General features: G+C 60.8%; 13 protein-coding genes. 1 reads left to right on the top strand and 12 read right to left on the bottom strand.

Translation table 11 applies throughout. The annotated features are described in order from the left end of the window. Positions 1-211: 211 nt before the first annotated feature. Positions 212-1,399, bottom strand: coding sequence for a hypothetical protein (locus OKC41_RS00005; protein ID WP_201893757.1), 1,188 nt, complete (start codon positions 1,397-1,399; stop codon positions 212-214). A gap of 372 nt (positions 1,400-1,771) precedes the next feature. Further along, the gene (purL, locus tag OKC41_RS00010; protein WP_113070128.1) at positions 1,772-5,665 is read right to left on the bottom strand and encodes a phosphoribosylformylglycinamidine synthase; all 3,894 of its coding nucleotides are present in this window, start codon (positions 5,663-5,665) and stop codon (positions 1,772-1,774) included. 149 nt (positions 5,666-5,814) lie between these two features. On the opposite strand from purL, the gene mltF reads away from it, so the two are divergent. Further along, positions 5,815-7,308: a membrane-bound lytic murein transglycosylase MltF gene (gene mltF / locus OKC41_RS00015; RefSeq protein WP_201893756.1), complete on the top strand. Its 1,494-nt coding sequence runs from the start codon at positions 5,815-5,817 to the stop codon at positions 7,306-7,308. A gap of 323 nt (positions 7,309-7,631) precedes the next feature. On the opposite strand, the gene OKC41_RS00020 is transcribed toward mltF, so the two are convergent. The 10 genes from OKC41_RS00020 to ndk all read right to left on the bottom strand — a co-directional run bounded on the left by OKC41_RS00020 (position 7,632) and on the right by ndk (position 17,352). Next, the gene (locus tag OKC41_RS00020; RefSeq protein WP_042016649.1) at positions 7,632-7,862 is read right to left on the bottom strand and encodes a zinc ribbon domain-containing protein; all 231 of its coding nucleotides are present in this window, start codon (positions 7,860-7,862) and stop codon (positions 7,632-7,634) included. Between the two features lie 118 nt (positions 7,863-7,980). Next, positions 7,981-9,477 carry a ribosome biogenesis GTPase Der gene (der, locus tag OKC41_RS00025; RefSeq protein ID WP_010675045.1) on the bottom strand — a complete coding sequence of 499 codons (1,497 nt, stop codon included), beginning with the start codon at positions 9,475-9,477 and terminating at the stop codon, positions 7,981-7,983. 74 nt (positions 9,478-9,551) lie between these two features. Then, positions 9,552-10,736 carry an outer membrane protein assembly factor BamB gene (gene bamB / locus OKC41_RS00030; RefSeq protein ID WP_029314685.1) on the bottom strand — a complete coding sequence of 395 codons (1,185 nt, stop codon included), beginning with the start codon at positions 10,734-10,736 and terminating at the stop codon, positions 9,552-9,554. Further along, positions 10,729-11,379 carry a tetratricopeptide repeat protein gene (locus OKC41_RS00035; protein WP_041215021.1) on the bottom strand — a complete coding sequence of 217 codons (651 nt, stop codon included), beginning with the start codon at positions 11,377-11,379 and terminating at the stop codon, positions 10,729-10,731. Before OKC41_RS00035 ends, bamB begins: the two co-directional genes overlap by 8 nt. Before the next feature lie 3 nt (positions 11,380-11,382). Further along, entirely contained in the window at positions 11,383-12,660 is a 1,278-nt protein-coding gene (hisS, locus tag OKC41_RS00040) for a histidine--tRNA ligase (protein ID WP_201893754.1), read from the bottom strand. A gap of 138 nt (positions 12,661-12,798) precedes the next feature. Then, complete coding sequence (gene ispG / locus OKC41_RS00045; protein ID WP_010675049.1) at positions 12,799-13,929, bottom strand: flavodoxin-dependent (E)-4-hydroxy-3-methylbut-2-enyl-diphosphate synthase; 1,131 nt, start codon at positions 13,927-13,929, stop codon at positions 12,799-12,801. Between the two features lie 10 nt (positions 13,930-13,939). Beyond that, on the bottom strand, positions 13,940-14,860 hold the full coding sequence (locus OKC41_RS00050; RefSeq protein WP_201893753.1) for a RodZ domain-containing protein: 921 nt from the start codon (positions 14,858-14,860) through the stop codon (positions 13,940-13,942). Continuing rightward, entirely contained in the window at positions 14,850-15,641 is a 792-nt protein-coding gene (tapF, locus tag OKC41_RS00055) for a PilW family type IVa pilus biogenesis/stability lipoprotein TapF (RefSeq protein WP_080768047.1), read from the bottom strand. The genes OKC41_RS00050 and tapF overlap by 11 nt, the downstream gene beginning before the upstream one ends. A gap of 11 nt (positions 15,642-15,652) precedes the next feature. Beyond that, on the bottom strand, positions 15,653-16,756 hold the full coding sequence (locus OKC41_RS00060; RefSeq protein WP_010675052.1) for a bifunctional tRNA (adenosine(37)-C2)-methyltransferase TrmG/ribosomal RNA large subunit methyltransferase RlmN: 1,104 nt from the start codon (positions 16,754-16,756) through the stop codon (positions 15,653-15,655). Between the two features lie 167 nt (positions 16,757-16,923). After that, a complete protein-coding gene (ndk, locus tag OKC41_RS00065) occupies positions 16,924-17,352 on the bottom strand; it encodes a nucleoside-diphosphate kinase (RefSeq protein ID WP_010675053.1) in 429 nt (142 codons plus the stop codon). Positions 17,353-17,547: the final 195 nt, after the last annotated feature.

Below are 17,547 nucleotides of genomic sequence, written 5' to 3' on the forward strand. Positions count from 1 at the left end.
ATCGATTGGATCGGACATACTGAGTACAGTGAAACCAGAATAGAGCAATTAGATCACATCTTTAATCTGATTGGTATGAGGCCAGAGAGTGAACCAAGCTGAACGGCATGGCTGGCGTGAAGGGGGGGCAAGAGCCTGAGCAATAAATATAAAAACCCGACACCCAAGCAACGGGGACGGGTTTTTATTTCTTCGAGAACGTCTTTTTTAATTAATAGTTGAAATCAGCGCAACTGCCACGGATCGTTTCTTTGGCAGACTCAACCGCTTCACGCGCCTGTACCACCTCGGCTGTTTTTTTGGGGCAACTGGCTTCCAGCAAATTTGCATAGAACTCATAAAGTTTCGCCGCTGCTTTTGCATTGTCACAAATCCCTCGCCCCTCGTTGATAGTGGCAGAGTGTTTGTCCATCTCGATCCCCAAAGCATGGTCATCACAAGCCACTTTCGGCGCTTTGTACTTACCGATGCCATGACCGCCAGCAGCAGAAGTATTATTTCCATCATTCACTGACGGCTGCGCCGGAACACTCGAAGTAGAACGTGAAATGGGAGCAACATTCTGATCAGATGCGGCAATGACGGCTGTTAGGCCAGTGACGAGCGCGTTAGTCGTATCTTTCTGACCAGAAGCAGCCGTAATGGCGGTTAGTCCAGTGACAAGTTCATCAGTGACATCTGGCGTGTTAGCTTCTACGGCTGCCCGTTCATCACGCCACCGTTGTTTCTCGGCCCTGCGTTCATCGTCGACTTCCTGATTGATCCGTGCAATCTCGGCCTTAGCAATCGCATCATGGCGACGTTGCTCCTCAATGCCGCGCTTGTGTTGGGCAACCATCTCCGCGGAAGAGGTGTTAGCAAAACTTTTCTGTTCGTCGCTAATCGTGGCAAAATATGCGTCGTGAACAACCTTGCAATCGTCGATCGCCAGGCATTCTGCCTCGGTAAGTGGCAGCTCAAATCTATCATCTGAGCCGAGCCCCCTGAATGAGCTGATAAATTGCTTTGTATATTGAGCGTAGTCTTTTCCCTCAACAAAGTTCTTGCCATCATGAGTAATCAACTTAGACAACGTGATGAAATAGGGGCGTGGCTTTCCTGGTTTGAAAACTGAAAATTCTCTCCGCTTGAATTTCCCCATGCTGACGTCGAGATAACCCGGCCCTATCATATGCCCATCTTGGCAAGACCCAGACCATGCAGTGTATTTGTGTTCAATCGGGGGGATGCTCGTCTCTATGGAATAGACATATATAATAGCTTCAAACTCACATCCATTGACCTCGATACTTTTTTGCTTTGAGCTGAAATACGGATCACCCGATAGCCCGGAACAGGCAACCAGTGAGCACATACATAAAGCAAGAAGTGCGATTGGCATTATTTTCATTGCGCGCATATTAAGGTCCTGTGCTCGGGTTAATGGACATATCTGCCAGCGTTCTCCTTAACAGTACATTGAAAAACAGTCTATTAAGGATCGTCAAAGATACTGTGCTCGTGATGAAGAGTAGCGCGTCGCAGCTCATTGTTCATCCCTATAAATGCACAAAACCTTAAGTGGCGATTCCATTTAAAGCTCCTTCCAAGGTCCTGTTATGTATCGATTTTCCCTGTGTAATTCGGAAGGGATACTTTACCAAGTAATTGGAGTCCCTTATTCCTGTCAGTGCTCTATGGGCCACAGTTCTTCGACGCTTTCAGCATCGACAACTCACTCGCCCATAAAAAAACCGGCCACTGGGGCCGGTTTTTGGTTTCTTGCTGGCGCTTAGCCCAGGCGAACCCGAGCATTGCGGAACATGCGCATCCAGGCGCCATCCTCGCCCCAGTTGTCCGGGTGCCAGGAGTTGGCCACGGTGCGGAACACCCGCTCCGGGTGCGGCATCATGATGGTGGCGCGGCCGTCCGCACTGGTCACCGCGGTGATACCGTCAGGGGAGCCGTTGGGGTTGGCCGGGTATTGCACGGTGACGTTGCCGCGGTTGTCCACGAAACGCAGCCCCACCAGACCGCTCTGTTGCAGCGCAGCCAGGTGAGCGGCATCGCGCACTTCCACGCGCCCTTCCCCGTGGGAGACGGCAATCGGCATCACGGAGCCCGCCATCCCGGCGAAGAAGGCGGACGGGGAGTCCTGCACTTCCACCAGGCTGAAGCGCGCCTCGAAGCGCTCGGAGCGGTTGCGCACGAAGCGCGGCCAGAGATCGGCCCCCGGGATGAGGTCGCGCAGGTTGGACATCATCTGGCAGCCGTTGCACACCCCCAGGGAGAGGGTATCGCCGCGCTCGAAGAAGCGCTGGAACTGCTCACGGGCGTTGTCGTTGAACAGGATGGACTTGGCCCAGCCTTCCCCCGCCCCCAGCACGTCGCCGTAGGAGAAGCCGCCACAGGCCACCAGGGTCTGGAAATCTTCCAGCTTGATGCGCCCCTCGAGGATGTCGCTCATGTGCACGTCGACAGCGGTGAAGCCGGCGCGGTCAAAGGCGGCCGCCATCTCCACGTGGGAGTTGACCCCCTGCTCGCGCAGCACCGCCAGACGGGGAGAAACCCCGCGAGCGATATAGGGCGCGGCCACGTCGTCGGACGGGTTGTAGGTGAGCCTGGCCTGCAGACCCGGATCGGTGGCGTCCTGGCGGGTGGCATGCTCCTGATCGGCGCACTCCGGGTTGTCCCGCAGGCGCTGCATCTGCCAGCTGGTCTCGCCCCAGATGGTGCGAAGGGCGGTGCGGCTGGCGCGATAAACCTCGCTGCCGGCACGCTGGAACAGGATGAGGTCGTCTTCGCGCACCGTGCCCAGCACGTGGGAGCAGGCTGCCAGACCGTGACCGGCCAGCAGGGTCAGCACCGCTTCCTTGTCTTCGCGACGAACCTGGATGACGGCACCCAGCTCCTCGTTGAACAGGGCCGGCAGCAGGTCGCCACCCACGCGATCGAGCTGGATGTCGAGGCCGCAGTGACCGGCAAACGCCATCTCGGTCAGGGTGACGAAGAGGCCGCCGTCGGAGCGGTCGTGGTAGGCAATCAGCTTGCGATCCGCCACCAGCGCCTGGATGGCGTTGAAGAAGCCCTTGAGCTGGACCGGGTTGTCCAGATCCGGGGCGCTTTGCCCAAGCTGGCGATAGACCTGGGCCAGGGCCGAGGCGCCGAGGCGCTGCTTGCCGTTGCCAAGGTCGATGAGGATAAGGTCGGTCTCACCGAGATCGGTGCGCAGTTGCGGGGTCACGGTATTGCGCACGTCCTCGACCCGGGCAAAGGCGGAGATGAGCAGGGAGAGCGGCGAGGTGACGCTGCGCTCTTCCCCGTCCTGCTGCCAGCGGGTCTTCATGGACATGGAGTCCTTGCCCACCGGGATGGTGATGCCAAGGGCCGGGCAGAGCTCCTCGCCCACCGCCTTCACCGCCTCGTAGAGGCCCGCATCTTCACCCGGGTGACCGGCTGCGGACATCCAGTTGGCGGAGAGCTTGACCCGCTTGAGGGAGCCGATATTGGCCGGAGCCAGGTTGGTCAGGGCCTCGGCCACCGCCATGCGGGCGGAGGCGGCATGAGAGAGCAGCGCCACCGGGGTGCGCTCGCCCATGGACATGGCTTCACCGTGGTAGCTGTCGTAGGTCGCGGCGGTGACGGCGCAGTCAGCCACCGGGATCTGCCAGGGGCCGACCATCTGGTCGCGGTTGACGAGGCCCGTTACGGTGCGATCGCCGATGGTGATGAGGAAGGACTTCTCCGCCACGGTCGGCAGGCGCAGCACGCGCTCGGCGGCGTCGCTGAGGGTGATGCCGTCCAGTTGCAGCGCCTTGCCCTGGGCGGGCAGGCTCTGCACGTCGCGGTGCATCTTGGGCGCCTTGCCAAGCAGCACGTCCAGCGGCAGATCGATGGGCTGGTTGTCAAAGTGATCATCAGAGAGAGTGAGATGCTTCTCTTCGGTGGCGGTGCCGATGACGGCATAGGGGGCGCGTTCGCGCTCGCACAAGGCCTTGAACAGAGGCAGCTTGTCTTGGGCCACGGCCAGCACATAGCGCTCCTGGGATTCGTTGCACCAGACTTCCAGCGGGCTCATGCCCGGCTCGTCGTTCGGGATGGCACGCAGGTCGAAGCGACCACCGCGATCCCCGTCGCTCACCAGCTCCGGCATGGCGTTGGAGAGACCACCGGCGCCCACGTCGTGGATGAAGACGATGGGGTTGTCGTCCCCCAGTTGCCAGCAGCGGTCGATCACTTCCTGGCAACGACGCTCCATCTCGGGGTTGTCACGCTGCACGGAGGCGAAGTCGAGATCTTCGGCAGACTGACCGGACGCCATGGAGGAGGCTGCGCCGCCACCCAGGCCGATGTTCATGGCCGGACCACCCAGCACGATGAGGGCCGCCCCCACCGGGATCTCCCCTTTCTGGACGTGCTCGCTGCGGATGTTGCCGATACCGCCCGCCAGCATGATGGGCTTGTGGTAGCCGCGCACCTCGACGCCGTTGTGGCTCGGCACCTGCTCTTCGAAGGTGCGGAAGTAACCCAGGATGGCAGGGCGACCGAATTCGTTGTTGAAGGCGGCGCCGCCAAGGGGCCCTTCCTGCATGATGTCAAAGGCGCTGACGATGCGGCTCGGCTTGCCGAAGTCCTGCTCCCAGGGCTGCTCGAAACCGGGGATGCGCAGGTTGGAGACGGAGAAGCCCACCAGGCCCGCCTTGGGTTTGGCGCCACGGCCTGTCGCACCCTCGTCGCGGATTTCGCCGCCGGAGCCGGTGGCGGCACCCGGGAAGGGAGAGATGGCGGTCGGGTGGTTGTGGGTCTCCACCTTCATCAGGATGTCGACGCGCTCCTGGTGATACTGGTACTCACCGTTGGCGGGGCTCGGGAAGAAGCGGCCACCCTGGCTGCCTTCCATCACCGCGGCGTTGTCTTTGTAGGCAGACAGGACATGATCCGGCGTCTGCTCGAAGGTGTTCTTGATCATCTTGAACAGCGACTTGGGCTGCTGTTCGCCGTCGATGGTCCAGTCGGCGTTGAAGATCTTGTGACGGCAATGCTCGGAGTTCGCCTGGGCAAACATGTAGAGCTCGATGTCGTTGGGATTGCGGCCCAGCCGGGTGAAGTTGGTCACCAGGTAATCTATTTCGTCATCGGCCAGGGCCAGACCCAGGGTCACGTTGGCCTCTGCCAGGGCGGCGCGACCACCACCCAGCACATCTACCTGGGTAAAGGGGCGCGGCTCGTGGTGAGCAAACAGGGCGGCGGCCTCGTTCATCTCGGCAAAGACCACTTCCATCATGCGATCGTGCAGCAGGGCCGCGATCTCGCTACGCTGGGCCACGCTCAGCTCACCCTTGGCCTGCACGTAATAGGCAATGCCGCGCTCCAGCCGCTTGACCTGTTTCAGGCCGCAGTTGTGGGCGATGTCGGTTGCTTTGGAAGACCAGGGGGAGATAGTGCCGGGGCGGGGGGTAACGAGGAACAGCTGACCGCTGGGGGTGTGTTCCGGGATGGTCGGGCCGTAGCGCAGAAGCTGGCCCAAGGTCGCTCGCTCGGGGGGCGACAGCGGGCTCGTCAGCTCGGCAAAATGCACGTATTCCGCATAGACGCTTGCTATCTCTACTCCTCTCTGTGCGCAGCTCTGCAGCAGCTTGTGGACACGAAACTCAGACAGTGCTGGGGCACCACGCAAGATTTCCATATACCTTTCTCACCAAGTTTTAGAGTGTGGGGGGATTTGAGACGCGCGTATTATAGGGATCAGGCCCATCCTGAACAAACGTTTTTCTCATCTCGCGCGGTGTGACTCCCTTCATACTCTCTGGTATAAAGGTGCCTCTTTTTTGACAAATGCCGATTTTTTCAACAAGGGTACTCACCTACTTGCGCTGCATTTTTCGACTGTTCATCGGGATGATGTTGACGCTGGCCCTGGCCGGTTGCGACTTCTATCACCCCTCCAGCCAGCTGGAGCAGATCCGCCAGCGAGGCGAGATCCGGGTTGGCACCCTCTATGGCCCCACTTCCTATTACCAGCGTGACGACACCGCACTGGGGTTCGACTACGAGCTGGCGCAGCTTTACGCCGACTGGCTGGGGGTCAAGCTGACCATAGTACCGGCCTACAGCACCGCCGAGCTGGTCGAGCAACTGCAAAAGGGCAAGCTGGATCTCGCCGCCGCCGCCATCGTCGTGACCCCGGAGCGGCGCAAGCTGTTCCGCTTCGGCCCTGGCTTCTACCAGGTCTCCCCCAAGCTGGTCTATCGCAACGGCTCCTCCAGGCCCAAGAACCTTGGTGACATCAAAGGCAGCATAGTGGTGCCGGCGGGCTCCACCGGCGAGGACCTGATGAAGGAGCTGGCCAAGCAGTACCCCAACCTGAAATGGAGCACCAATCGGGATGCGGACGTGGAGGAACTGCTCAAGCAGGTGGCCGACGGCAAGGTGGACTACACCGTGGTGCAGGACACCATACTGGCTCGTACCCAGCGCTACTACCCCGAACTCACCGAAGGTTTGACCCTCGCCAGCAAGCAGACCGTGGCCTGGGCCATGACCAAGCTGCCCGACGACAGCCTCTACGCCAGCATCATCGACTTCTTCGGTCAGCGCTTCATGGATGGCGCCATCGCCAAGCTCGACGAGAAGTACTTCGGCCACGTGCAGAACTTCGATTTCGTCGACACCCGTACCTTCCTGCAACGGGCCAAGAGCCTGCTGCCCAAGTACCAGGCGCTGTTCCAGACCCACGCCAAGGATATCGACTGGCGGCTGCTGGCCGCCATCAGCTATCAGGAATCCCACTGGGATCCCCAGGCACGCTCCTACACCGGGGTGCGTGGCATGATGATGCTCACCGGTCCGACCGCCAAGGCGATGGGGGTAAACGATCGCACCCACCCGGAAGAGAGCATCAAGGGGGGCGCCCGCTACCTGCAGGAGATGATGGCGAAGGTGCCCGACTCGGTCCCGGCGGACGAGAAAGTGTGGTTTGCCCTCACCGCCTACAACATCGGCTACGGCCACATGATGGATGCCCGCCGCCTGACCAAGGAGCTGGGCAAGAACCCGGACGCCTGGAGCGACGTGAAAGAGGTGTTGCCGCTGCTGCAGCAGTCACGCTGGCATCGCAAGGTACGCTATGGCTATGCCCGTGGCGGCGAGGCGCGCAACTATGTCAACAACGTGCGCCAGTACTACCAGAGCCTGCTCTGGCTCGACAACGAACAGCAGAAGGCCCATCGTCGGGAGGAGCTGGACGAGGACGACAGCAGCGAGCCGGACGTGCCGGCGCAGCATCCGGCCATCATCGCCGAAGTGGTCAAACAGATCATCACCCCCTAGCCTCGCCGGGGGGTGTGTTTTCCTGCTCTGTTCTCTGTTACCATCCTTGGGTATACGAGGGGCGCTGGAGCGAACTTATTGCAATGTATTCATTGCGTTGCAGTTCCTGCCAAGGGCCCTTTCGGCCCCACGCAAGACCAGGGAGGAGAACAGGATGCGAGCACGCAGAAGAGCCATGTTGGCCCGAAAAACCAAATGTGCCTGGAGCCCGAGACGCAAGCTCAAGCTGGCCGACATGAAACGCAAGATCTGGCACAGAAACCGCTCCTTCACGCTGCTGATAGCGGAGCACACAGTATAAACCCGGCATCAGCCGGGTTTTTTTATGCCTGGTCAGGCTGCGCCTCGAACAGAACGGTGCGTTTGGAGACCAGGGTGTTGCAGTGGTTGCAAAAATAATCCACCGCGCCGCAAGCCCGAAGCCGCTCCAGCTCCTGCCCGCAGGCAGGACACAGGGCCCGGATGCGATAACGGGCCTGACATTGGCCACACGTCGTCTCGCGGCTGCGGCTGTCCAGTTCGCCCTGACAGGCAGGGCAGGTCAGCGTGTTCATTCTCTTCTCCTCTTTACGTCACTGTGCACCGGCATTACCCGCAGCCCCTCCCCCGGTTTGTCTGCCCTGAAGAGGGCCACCAAGAAAAACGGCTGCCGGTAAGGGCAGCCGCAGGGCTTTATTTCTTCGCTTTGGCCTTGAGCAGGCGCTTGCGCTGGCGCTCCTGGCTCAGGGTCAGGGTGTTCTTCTTGCCCTCGAACGGGTTGACCGACTCCTGGAACTCCACCCGGATCGGGGTCCCCATGATCTTCAACGACTTGCGGAAGTAGTTGATGAGGTAGCGCTTGTAGGAATCCGGCAGGTCGTTCAACTGGTTGCCGTGGATCACGATGCGCGGCGGGTTGTAGCCACCGGCGTGGGCATACTTCAGCTTGACCCGGCGACCGTTCACCATGGGCGGCTGGTGATCTTCCTGGGCCATCTGCATGATGCGGGTCAGCATGGCGGTGCTGGTGCGGCGGGTCGCGGACTCGTAAGCCTCGTTGATGGATTCGAACAGGTGACCGACGCCACTGCCGTGCAGGGCGGAGATGAAGTGCACCCGGGCGAAGTCGATGAAGCCCAGACGTCTGTCCAGCTCGTTCTTGACGTCCTCTTTCACCTTCTGATCCAGGCCGTCCCACTTGTTGACCACCAGTACCACGGAGCGGCCGCTGTTGAGCACGAAGCCGAGGATGCTCAAGTCCTGATCCGTGATGGTCTCCCGGGCGTCAATGACCAGCAGGCAGACGTTGGCATCTTCAATCGCCTTGAGCGTCTTGATGACGGAGAACTTCTCCACCGTCTCGTGCACCTTGCCACGGCGACGCACGCCGGCGGTGTCGATGACCACGTATTTCTGATCGTCGCGCTCCATGGGGATGTAGACGGAGTCGCGGGTGGTACCCGGCATGTCGTAGACGATGACCCGATCTTCACCCAGCATCCGGTTGGTCAGGGTCGACTTGCCGACGTTGGGACGACCGACGATAGCGAACTTGATGGGCAGGTCGGCGAACGGCGTCTCCTTGGTGTCTTCCCGGGTGTCGAGCTCACCGGCAGCCACCATGCGCAGCAGGGCCTCTTCGTCGAACTCCTCCAGCTCCTCTTCCTCTTGTGCCTCGGTGGCAGAGCCGACCAGGGTCTCGAGGTGGGGGGCCAGGGCCAGCTCCAGCAGGCTCAGTACGCCACGGCCGTGGGCGGCCGCCATCTGGTAGACCTCGCCCAGGGCCAGACCGTAGAACTCGGACACCGCGGAGTCACCGTCGATGCCGTCGGTCTTGTTGGCCACCAGAAACACCTTCTTGTGGGTCTTGCGCAGGTGCTCGGCGATGGCCTGATCCGCCGCGGTCAGACCGGCACGCGCATCCACCATGAAGAGCACCACATCGGCCTCTTCGATGGCCAGCAGGGACTGCTCGGCCATCTTCAGCTCGATCCCCTCCTCGGTGCCATCGATACCGCCGGTATCGACCACGATAAATTCCAGCTCGCCCAGCTTCGCCTGGCCATATTTGCGGTCCCGGGTCAGGCCGGGGAAGTCGGCAACCAGGGCATCCCGGGTACGGGTCAGGCGGTTAAACAGGGTGGATTTCCCCACGTTGGGGCGGCCCACCAGGGCAACTACAGGAGTCATAAAAGCCTCATTCTCAAGACGACAAAGGCTCCGGGTCCGAAGACCAGGAGCCGGATATTCACATTATCGGACGATCAAGGACGCTTGAGGGCGTACAACTTGCCGTCACGGCTCTGCACATACAGGGTGTCACCCTCCACCAGCGGAGCGGCATAGAGACCACTGCTGTCGAGCTGCTGCATGGCCTTGATGGTCCCGTCGGTACGGTCCAGCCAATACAGGTAACCTTCCACATCGCCGACCACCACATAGTCACCCAGGATGACGGGGGCGGTCACGGTGCGGTTTTCCAGCTGAGTGTTGGACCACAGCTCGAGACCGTTGCGACGATCGACCGCAAACAGATGGCTGCGGCTGTCGGTCAGCACGATGGCATTGCCGGTCACCGCCATATCGCGATAACCGGAATACTTGCGCTTCCACACTTCGTCGCCGCTCATCAGCTTGCGCGCCATCAACTGGCCGTTGTAGGCGATGGCGTAGAGCTCATCACCGGCAATCAGCGGGCTGGCATCGACGTCCACCATCCGATCCAGTTCGGTGGCGCCGCGCGGGTCAGCCACCTTGGATTGACGCACCGGCTGGCCGTTGCTCAGCAGAGCGATGCCCACCTTGCCATCGGCGCGGCCATAGATGACGGCACCGTTGGTGATGATGGGGGCGCCGGCACTGCGCAGGGTCAGGGGCGGCTGCTCTTCGGACAGGGTCCACTGCAGCTTGCCCTCGTCGGTATCGAGCGCCACCAGACGACCGGAGGTGGTCAGCACCACCACGCGGCCATCCTCGACGGCGGGGCTCGCCACCACTTCACCCGGCACCGTGGTCTGCCACAGCACTTCGCCGTTGGCCTCGTTCAGGGCGTAGACCACCCCGTTTTCGGACCCGAGGAACAGCTTGCCGTAGCGGGAGACCAGGCCGCCGGAGAGACGGGCGCTGCGCTTGTCGGCGTTGATGGGCAGATCCGCCAGATCCACGCTCCACAGCTCCTTGCCGCTCTCGCGCTCGAAGGCGGTCACATCGCCATCGCGGGCCGCTGCATAGATGCGGTCCTCTTCCACCACCGGCTTGAGCTGGGAGTAGAAGTCGCCGATGCCATCCCCGACCGAGGAGGACCAGGCGGTATCGGCAGTGAACGCGGACTCGACCTTGGGCAGGGGTGCCATGGGGTTGAGATCTTCTTCCGAACTGAACAGGGAGCACCCCTGCAAGGCGAAGGAGACAGCCACCCCCAGCGCCATTCGCTTGTACAGATTACGCATCCGGAGCCTCGCCCGCAGTGACGGCTGGCAGCGCCAGATCATCCATCTTCAGCTTGAGTTCGGCGCTGCTCTGCAGGCCGCCGGCATCCGCCGCCGCCTGATAGGCATCGCGCGCTTCTTCGGCCTTGCCCTGCTTTTGCAGGATATCGCCGCGCACTTCCGCCACCTGGGCCTTGAAGGCGTCGTTGTTGATCTTGCCAAGCTGGGCCAGGGCCTCGTCTGCCTTGCCCTGATCGCTCAGGACCCGGGCCAGACGCAGGGCGGCGATGGGCTTGATGCTGTCGTCGCCACTGGCGGCCACCTGGGTCAGCTGCTCGGCAGCCAGATCCAGCTTGCCCGCCTTGACGGCGGCCGCAGCCAGTTGCAAGGCGGCCAGCTCGGCATAGGCGTCACCCTTGTGAGCGGTAATGAAGCTCTTTGCCAGCTCCAGGGCGGCGTCGTCCCCCTTGGCGAGCTGGGCGGTCATCTCGTTGTAAGCCTGGGAGGCGGCTTCCTGGTTGTTCTGCTGCATCTCGTTGTAGTAGCGCCAGCCAAAGAGGCCGACCAGACCGATCACGGTCCCGGCGATCACCGAGGTGCCGTTCTCTTTCCACCAGTTCTTGATGACCTCAACCTGTTGTTCTTCAGTGGTATACACTTCCACAGCTTACTCTCCTTTCGCTGCCAGCAGGGCGATGGCGGCATCGACCGAGACGGTCTGTTGCTCGGCCTGGCCACGCAGATATTTGATGGTGATCTCCCCGCTTTGCACCTCGGTCTCCCCAAGGATCAGGGCAATGGCCGCGCCGCTCTTGTCGGCACGCTTGAGTTGTTTCTTGAAATTGCCGCCGCCGCAGTGGCTCATGAGGCGCAAGTCCGGCAGGGCATCGCGCAGGCGCTCGGCCAGGGCCAAGCCAGCCTGCTCGGTCCCCTCACCCACCATGCAGAGATAGACATCCACCGCCGGGCGGATGTCAGCATTGAGTTCGAGGGTTTCAAGCATCAGTACCAGACGCTCCATGCCCATGGCAAAGCCCACCGCCGGGGTCGGCTGGCCACCGAGCTGCTCCACCAGGCCGTCGTAGCGACCACCGGCACAGACGGTGCCCTGGGCACCCAGGCTGTTGGTCACCCACTCGAACACGGTCAGGTTGTAGTAGTCGAGGCCGCGCACCAGACGCTCGTTCACCTCGAACTGGATGCCGGCCGCCGTGAGCAGGCGCTTGAGCCCTTCAAAATGAGCCAGGCTCTCTTCGCCCAGGTGGTCGAACAGACGGGGGGCACCCGACAGGATGGCCTGCACTTTTTCGTCTTTGGAGTCGAGCACCCGCAGGGGGTTGCTGTACATGCGGCGCTGGCTCTCTTCGTCCAGCTGCTCCTTGTACTGCTCCAGATAGGCCACCAGCGCATCGCGATAGGCGGCACGTTCGCTGCTCTGACCGAGGGTATTGAGCTGCAGGGTCACGTGATCGCTGATCCCGAACAGACGCCACAGGCGGTGGGTCAACATGATGAGCTCGGCATCGATGTCCGGCCCGTTGATGCCGAACAGCTCGACCCCGAACTGGTGGAACTGGCGATAGCGACCTTTCTGGGGACGCTCGTGACGGAACATGGGCCCCATGTACCACATCCGGCGTTCCTGGTTGTAAAGCAGACCGTGCTCGATGCCGGCACGCACGCAACTGGCGGTCCCTTCCGGACGCAGGCTCAGGCTGTCGCCGTTGCGGTCTTCAAAGGTGTACATCTCTTTTTCGACCACGTCGGTCACTTCACCGATGGCACGCTTGAACAGATGGGTCTGCTCGACGATGGGCATGCGCACTTCGCTGTAGCCATAGCTGGCCACGACCTGGCGCAGGATCTGTTCTACTTTCTGCCATACCGGGCTCTGCTCCGGCAGGCAATCATTCATACCGCGAATAGCTTGGATCTGTTTTGCCACGTTGATACTCGAGAAAAAGAGGTAAAATTTGGCCGCATTATAGGGATTTTCGACCCCGAGGTAAAATCGGGTGCCCGGATGCGGGATGTAAAATCAACAACCTAAAGCCGGGGCCACCCCAGGTGGCCCCGTCATGGTTCAACCCTTGTCCACCTGGATCTGGTTGGCCGGATCCAGCATGGCGGCCCGGGCACGGATGCGACGCTCCAGGGTCGGGATCAAATCCTTGTTGTCGAGCCGGTCGACCCGCTGGCCCCCCTCGTAGAAGGCACTCTTGTTGGCGGCGCCCGCAAGGCCGAGATCGGAAACCAGCGCCTCCCCCGGACCGTTCACCACACAGCCGATGATGGAGACATCCATCGGGGTGATGATGTCTTCGAGCCGCTCTTCCAGGGCATTGACCGTGCCGATGACGTCGAACTCCTGACGGGAGCAGGAGGGACAGGCGATGAAGTTGATGCCGCGGGAACGGATGCGCAGGGATTTGAGGATGTCGAAGCCCACCTTCACCTCTTCCACCGGATCGGCGGCCAGGGAGATGCGCAGGGTGTCGCCAATCCCTTCGCTCAGCAACATGCCAAGGCCGATGGCGGACTTGACCGCGCCGGCGCGAAAACCGCCCGCTTCCGTGATGCCCAGATGCAGGGGTTGATCGATCTGCTTGGCCAGCAGGCGATAGGCTCCGACCGCCAGGAAGACATCGGACGCCTTGACGCTCACCTTGAAGTTCTGGAAGTCGAGGCGATCCAGGTAATCCACGTGGCGCATGGCGGACTCCAGCAGCGCCTCCGGGGTCGGCTCGCCGTATTTCTCCTGGAGATCACGCTCAAGGGAACCGCCGTTGACGCCGATGCGGATGGGGATGTTGTAGTGACGGGCACAGTCCACCACGGCGCGCACCCGCTCCTCGTTGCCGATGTTGCCCGGGTTGATGCGCAGGCAGTCGGCCCCGTACTCGGCCACTTTGAGGGCGATGCGGTAGTCGAAGTGGATGTCGGCCACGATGGGGATGCGGGTCTGCTGCTTGATGAGCTTGAACGCTTCCGCCGCCTCCATGGTGGGGACGGAGACCCGGACGATGTCGGCGCCGACCCGCTCGATCCGCTGGATCTGCTCGACGGTAGCGGCCACGTCCGTGGTCTTGGTGTTGGTCATGGTCTGTACCGTGATGGGGGCATCGCCCCCAACCGGCACGTTACCGACCATGATCTGTCTGGATTTGCGACGAACGATGGGTGATTCGTGTGCGGGCTTTTCGTGAACAGACATGGCGGACTGATTACTCCTGCGGCAGTGAGAAGCGGGCAGTCCGGCCGTTGTTGTAACGGCTCATGTCGAAGGACTTGCCCTGATATTCGAGATTGACCGCCATGGGCGCGCCAATGATGAATCTGAGTGGCTCGGGTCCTTCCAGTACCAGTTCGTCGTTCGCCTTCTTCAGACCGCTGAACAGGGTCTTGCCGTTGGCATCCTTGACGTCCAGCCAGCAATCGGCGGTGAAGCTCATCTTGAGCTGGGGCGCCTTGGCGGGCTCGGTGGTCGTGCTCACGGCAGTCGAGACCGCACCGGAAACGTCCGTCGGGACGGCTGCGCTGGCATCCGTAGCGACCACAGGCAGGGTCGCGGTGGCACCGCTCACCACAACCTGGGTGGACACGGCATCGGACGCTGCGGGCAGCACGGGCTCGGCGACCTCCACGGCGGGGGCAACATTCGCTTCCGGCGTATTGACGGTCGCGCTCATCTCGGTAGCCGCCAGGGCGTCGTCACCGGCAGAGCGGCGCGCCGTGCTCTGCCACCACCAGGCGACGGAGAGCCCGATCAGCACCAGGATCACAAGCCAGGTCACCACCTTGAGCCGGCTGTCATTGGCCTGCTGGCGGGAGCGACGGGAGAAGCTCTGCATGTCGATGTTGTCGGGGGGAGTCAGTCCCAGCTTTTCGTAAGCGGCGAGGATGGTCTCCTCGGGGATGCCCACGAGCTTGGCATAGGCCCGCAGATAGCCACGAATGAAGGTATGGGACGTGTGCTTGTCATAGGTATCCGCTTCGATGGCGGCGATCAGGGTCAGACGAAGGTGAATGCGGGACGCAACCTGTTCCCGGGTCCAGCCGAGCTGTTCACGGGCGTTGCGCAGCAGCTGGCCTGGGCCCGCTGCCTGGGAGTCGTCTTGGAAATCGTGTGGCTGTTCAGTAGTCATTGGCTAAGTAACGCTTGGCTTGTTGCGAAGTGGGATATTGCCTTACCAGCTCAGTCCCGAATTGGTGAAGTAATGCCGGTTTGTCCATGGCCTGGGCCAGCCGCAGCCGGAGCCAGAGGCTCTCCTCGTTCTCCTCTGCCACGTCGGCAAAGCGCGCGAGGTAAGACTGGACATCAGGAAGCTTGCCATCTTTCATGGAAAGCTCGGCCATGTCCAGCAATAACCTAGGATTGCGGGGATTATACCCCAAGGCCAGACGATAATACTCGCCGGCCTTGTCATTTCTGTGATTTTGCATCGAGCAGAGCGCCGCATTTTCGTAGGTATCAGCGATCTTCACGTAATCGGGCTGACTGACGGCCTGCAAGAACGCCTTTTCCGCTTCGTCGAAGCGGCCACGGTTGCAGAGGAAGGCGCCATAGTTGTTCATCGCGTCAGCATTGGACGGATCCATGGCCAGCGCTTTCTTGTAGCTCGCCTCGGCGGCCTTGAAATCCGACACCTGCTGGTAGAAATAGGCAAAACCGATGTAGACCTGAGGATTGTTGGGATCGTACTGAAGGGCGCGGTCGAGGTTGAATTTGGCCTGCTCGGCATTGCCCTGGCGCAGATACTGGATACCCAGATCGAGACGAGTCTGGGCGGCAGCCTTGAGGTCGGGACCCACTTCACGCTGGGTCGAATTCTGGCCAGCGTAAGTGGTCTCTGTGACACAGCCTGGCAGCGCACAGAGCGCTGCCACTACGATCAATGTACGGATATCCATTTCCTGTCTATACAATGGCTTAGGAGTTAAACCATTTTGACGGAAATCCCATCCTGTTGCATCCGATTTTTCATGGTGCGCTTGGTGCGGTCGATCACCTCCCCCACCAGCTGCCCACAGGCGGCGTCGATGTCGTCACCACGGGTCTTGCGCACGATGACGGTCAGGCCGTATTCCATCAGCACCTTGGAGAAACGGTCGATACGGCTGTTGCTCGGCTTGCCAAACGGGTTGCCCGGGAAGGGGTTGAACGGGATCAGGTTGATCTTGCAAGGGGTTTCCTTGAGGACCTTGGCCAGCTCATGGGCATGCTGCATGTCGTCGTTGATGTGATCGAGCAGCACATACTCCACGGTCACCCGGCCGCCGTTAGCGTTGGACTTGGCCAGATAGCGACGTACCCCGGCAAGGAAGGCTTCGATGTTGTACTTGTCGTTGATCGGCATGATCTCGGAGCGAAGCGCATCGTTCGGCGCATGCAGGGAGATGGCCAGGGCAACGTCGATCTGGTCCCCCAGCATATCCAGCGCCGGCACCACACCGGAGGTGGAGAGAGTGACACGGCGCTTGGAGATGCTGAAGCCGAAGTCATCCATCATCAGCTTCATGGCCGGTACCACGTTGGCGAGGTTGAGCAGCGGCTCACCCATGCCCATCATCACCACGTTGGTGATGGGACGCTTGCCACCCACCACTTTGGCGGCACGCCACACCTGACCGATGATCTCGGAGACTTTCAGGTTGCGGTTGAACCCTTGCTGGGCGGTGGAGCAGAAGGTGCACGCCAGGGCGCAGCCCACCTGAGAGGAGACGCACAGGGTAGCGCGGTCCGCTTCCGGAATGTAGACGGTCTCCACCTCCTGATCGCCCACCTGCAGCGCCCATTTGATGGTGCCATCGGCGGAGCGCTGTTCACGGCTGATCTCGGGGGCACGGATCTCGGCAATGGCCTTGAGCCGCTCGCGCAGCGCCTTGTTGACGTTGCTCATCTGATCGAAATCATCACAACCGAAGTGATAGATCCACTTCATTATCTGGTCTGCCCGGAACGGCTTCTCGCCCAACTCGACGAAGAAGGCACGCATGGCATCCCGGTCGAGATCCAGCAGGTTGGTTTTTGTTTCGCTCATCAGGGGCCTCAGCTCACACACTTCATAAATTATCGGCTGACCTACGTCAGGGGGCGGCATTGTACAAATAATGGGTCTGGCTTTCCACCTGGAGAATAAGTGGATATTGGCAGGATGACCAAAAAACAAAAGGGAGCCGAAGCTCCCTTGGTCACCAGCAGACAACATCAGCCACGCGGGCAGATCTCGTCGTCGGAGAAGAAGTAGGCGATTTCACGGGCGGCAGAGGCCGGGGCATCGGAGCCGTGGACGGCGTTGCGATCGATGCTCTCGGCGTAGCAGGCGCGCAGGGTGCCGGCCAGCGCCTCTTTCGGGTTGGTGGCGCCCATGATTTCACGGTGACGGCGGATGGCGTCTTCACCTTCCAGCACCTGTACCATGACGGGGCCAGAGGTCATGAAGCCGACCAGACCATCATAAAACGGCTTGCCCTGGTGCTCGGCGTAGAAACCGGCGGCCTGTTCGCTGGTCAGGTGCAGCATCTTGGCGGCAACCACTTTCAGACCGGCGCTTTCGAAGCGGCTGTAAATGGCACCAATCAGGTTCTTGCTGACCGCATCCGGCTTGACGATGGAGAAGGTACGTTCGATAGCCATTGAGTTCTTTCCTTAACTACAGAGTTTTATTGTAGGAATCCATGTTCGGCGGCGATTATACGTAAACAAAAAACGAAATAACACACAAAAAATCAACTTTTTGTTAAACAAAAGAATCCTTGAAACAACATGGTGACTCATCTTGTGCCAGGGCAGAGAGAAAAAATGTGCGCTTGCGCACGATCGGCATGCTAA

Origin of the sequence: Aeromonas sp. QDB17, from assembly GCF_027705305.1 — a bacterium.
GTDB classification, from domain to species: Bacteria; Pseudomonadota; Gammaproteobacteria; order Enterobacterales; family Aeromonadaceae; genus Aeromonas; species Aeromonas caviae.

Excerpts from the sequence above, each read along its gene's own strand:
- OKC41_RS00020 (WP_042016649.1), bottom strand. The coding sequence starts at position 7,862 with ATGAACACGCTGACCTGCCCTGCCTGTCAGGGCGAACTGGACAGCCGC.
- OKC41_RS00005 (WP_201893757.1), bottom strand. The coding sequence starts at position 1,399 with ATGCGCGCAATGAAAATAATGCCAATCGCACTTCTTGCTTTATGTATG.
- OKC41_RS00050 (WP_201893753.1), bottom strand. The coding sequence starts at position 14,860 with ATGACTACTGAACAGCCACACGATTTCCAAGACGACTCCCAGGCAGCG.
- der (WP_010675045.1), bottom strand. The coding sequence starts at position 9,477 with ATGACTCCTGTAGTTGCCCTGGTGGGCCGCCCCAACGTGGGGAAATCC.
- ispG (WP_010675049.1), bottom strand. The coding sequence starts at position 13,929 with ATGTCTGTTCACGAAAAGCCCGCACACGAATCACCCATCGTTCGTCGC.
- purL (WP_113070128.1), bottom strand. The coding sequence starts at position 5,665 with ATGGAAATCTTGCGTGGTGCCCCAGCACTGTCTGAGTTTCGTGTCCAC.
- mltF (WP_201893756.1), top strand. The coding sequence starts at position 5,815 with ATGCCGATTTTTTCAACAAGGGTACTCACCTACTTGCGCTGCATTTTT.
- bamB (WP_029314685.1), bottom strand. The coding sequence starts at position 10,736 with ATGCGTAATCTGTACAAGCGAATGGCGCTGGGGGTGGCTGTCTCCTTC.
- OKC41_RS00060 (WP_010675052.1), bottom strand. The coding sequence starts at position 16,756 with ATGAGCGAAACAAAAACCAACCTGCTGGATCTCGACCGGGATGCCATG.
- ndk (WP_010675053.1), bottom strand. The coding sequence starts at position 17,352 with ATGGCTATCGAACGTACCTTCTCCATCGTCAAGCCGGATGCGGTCAGC.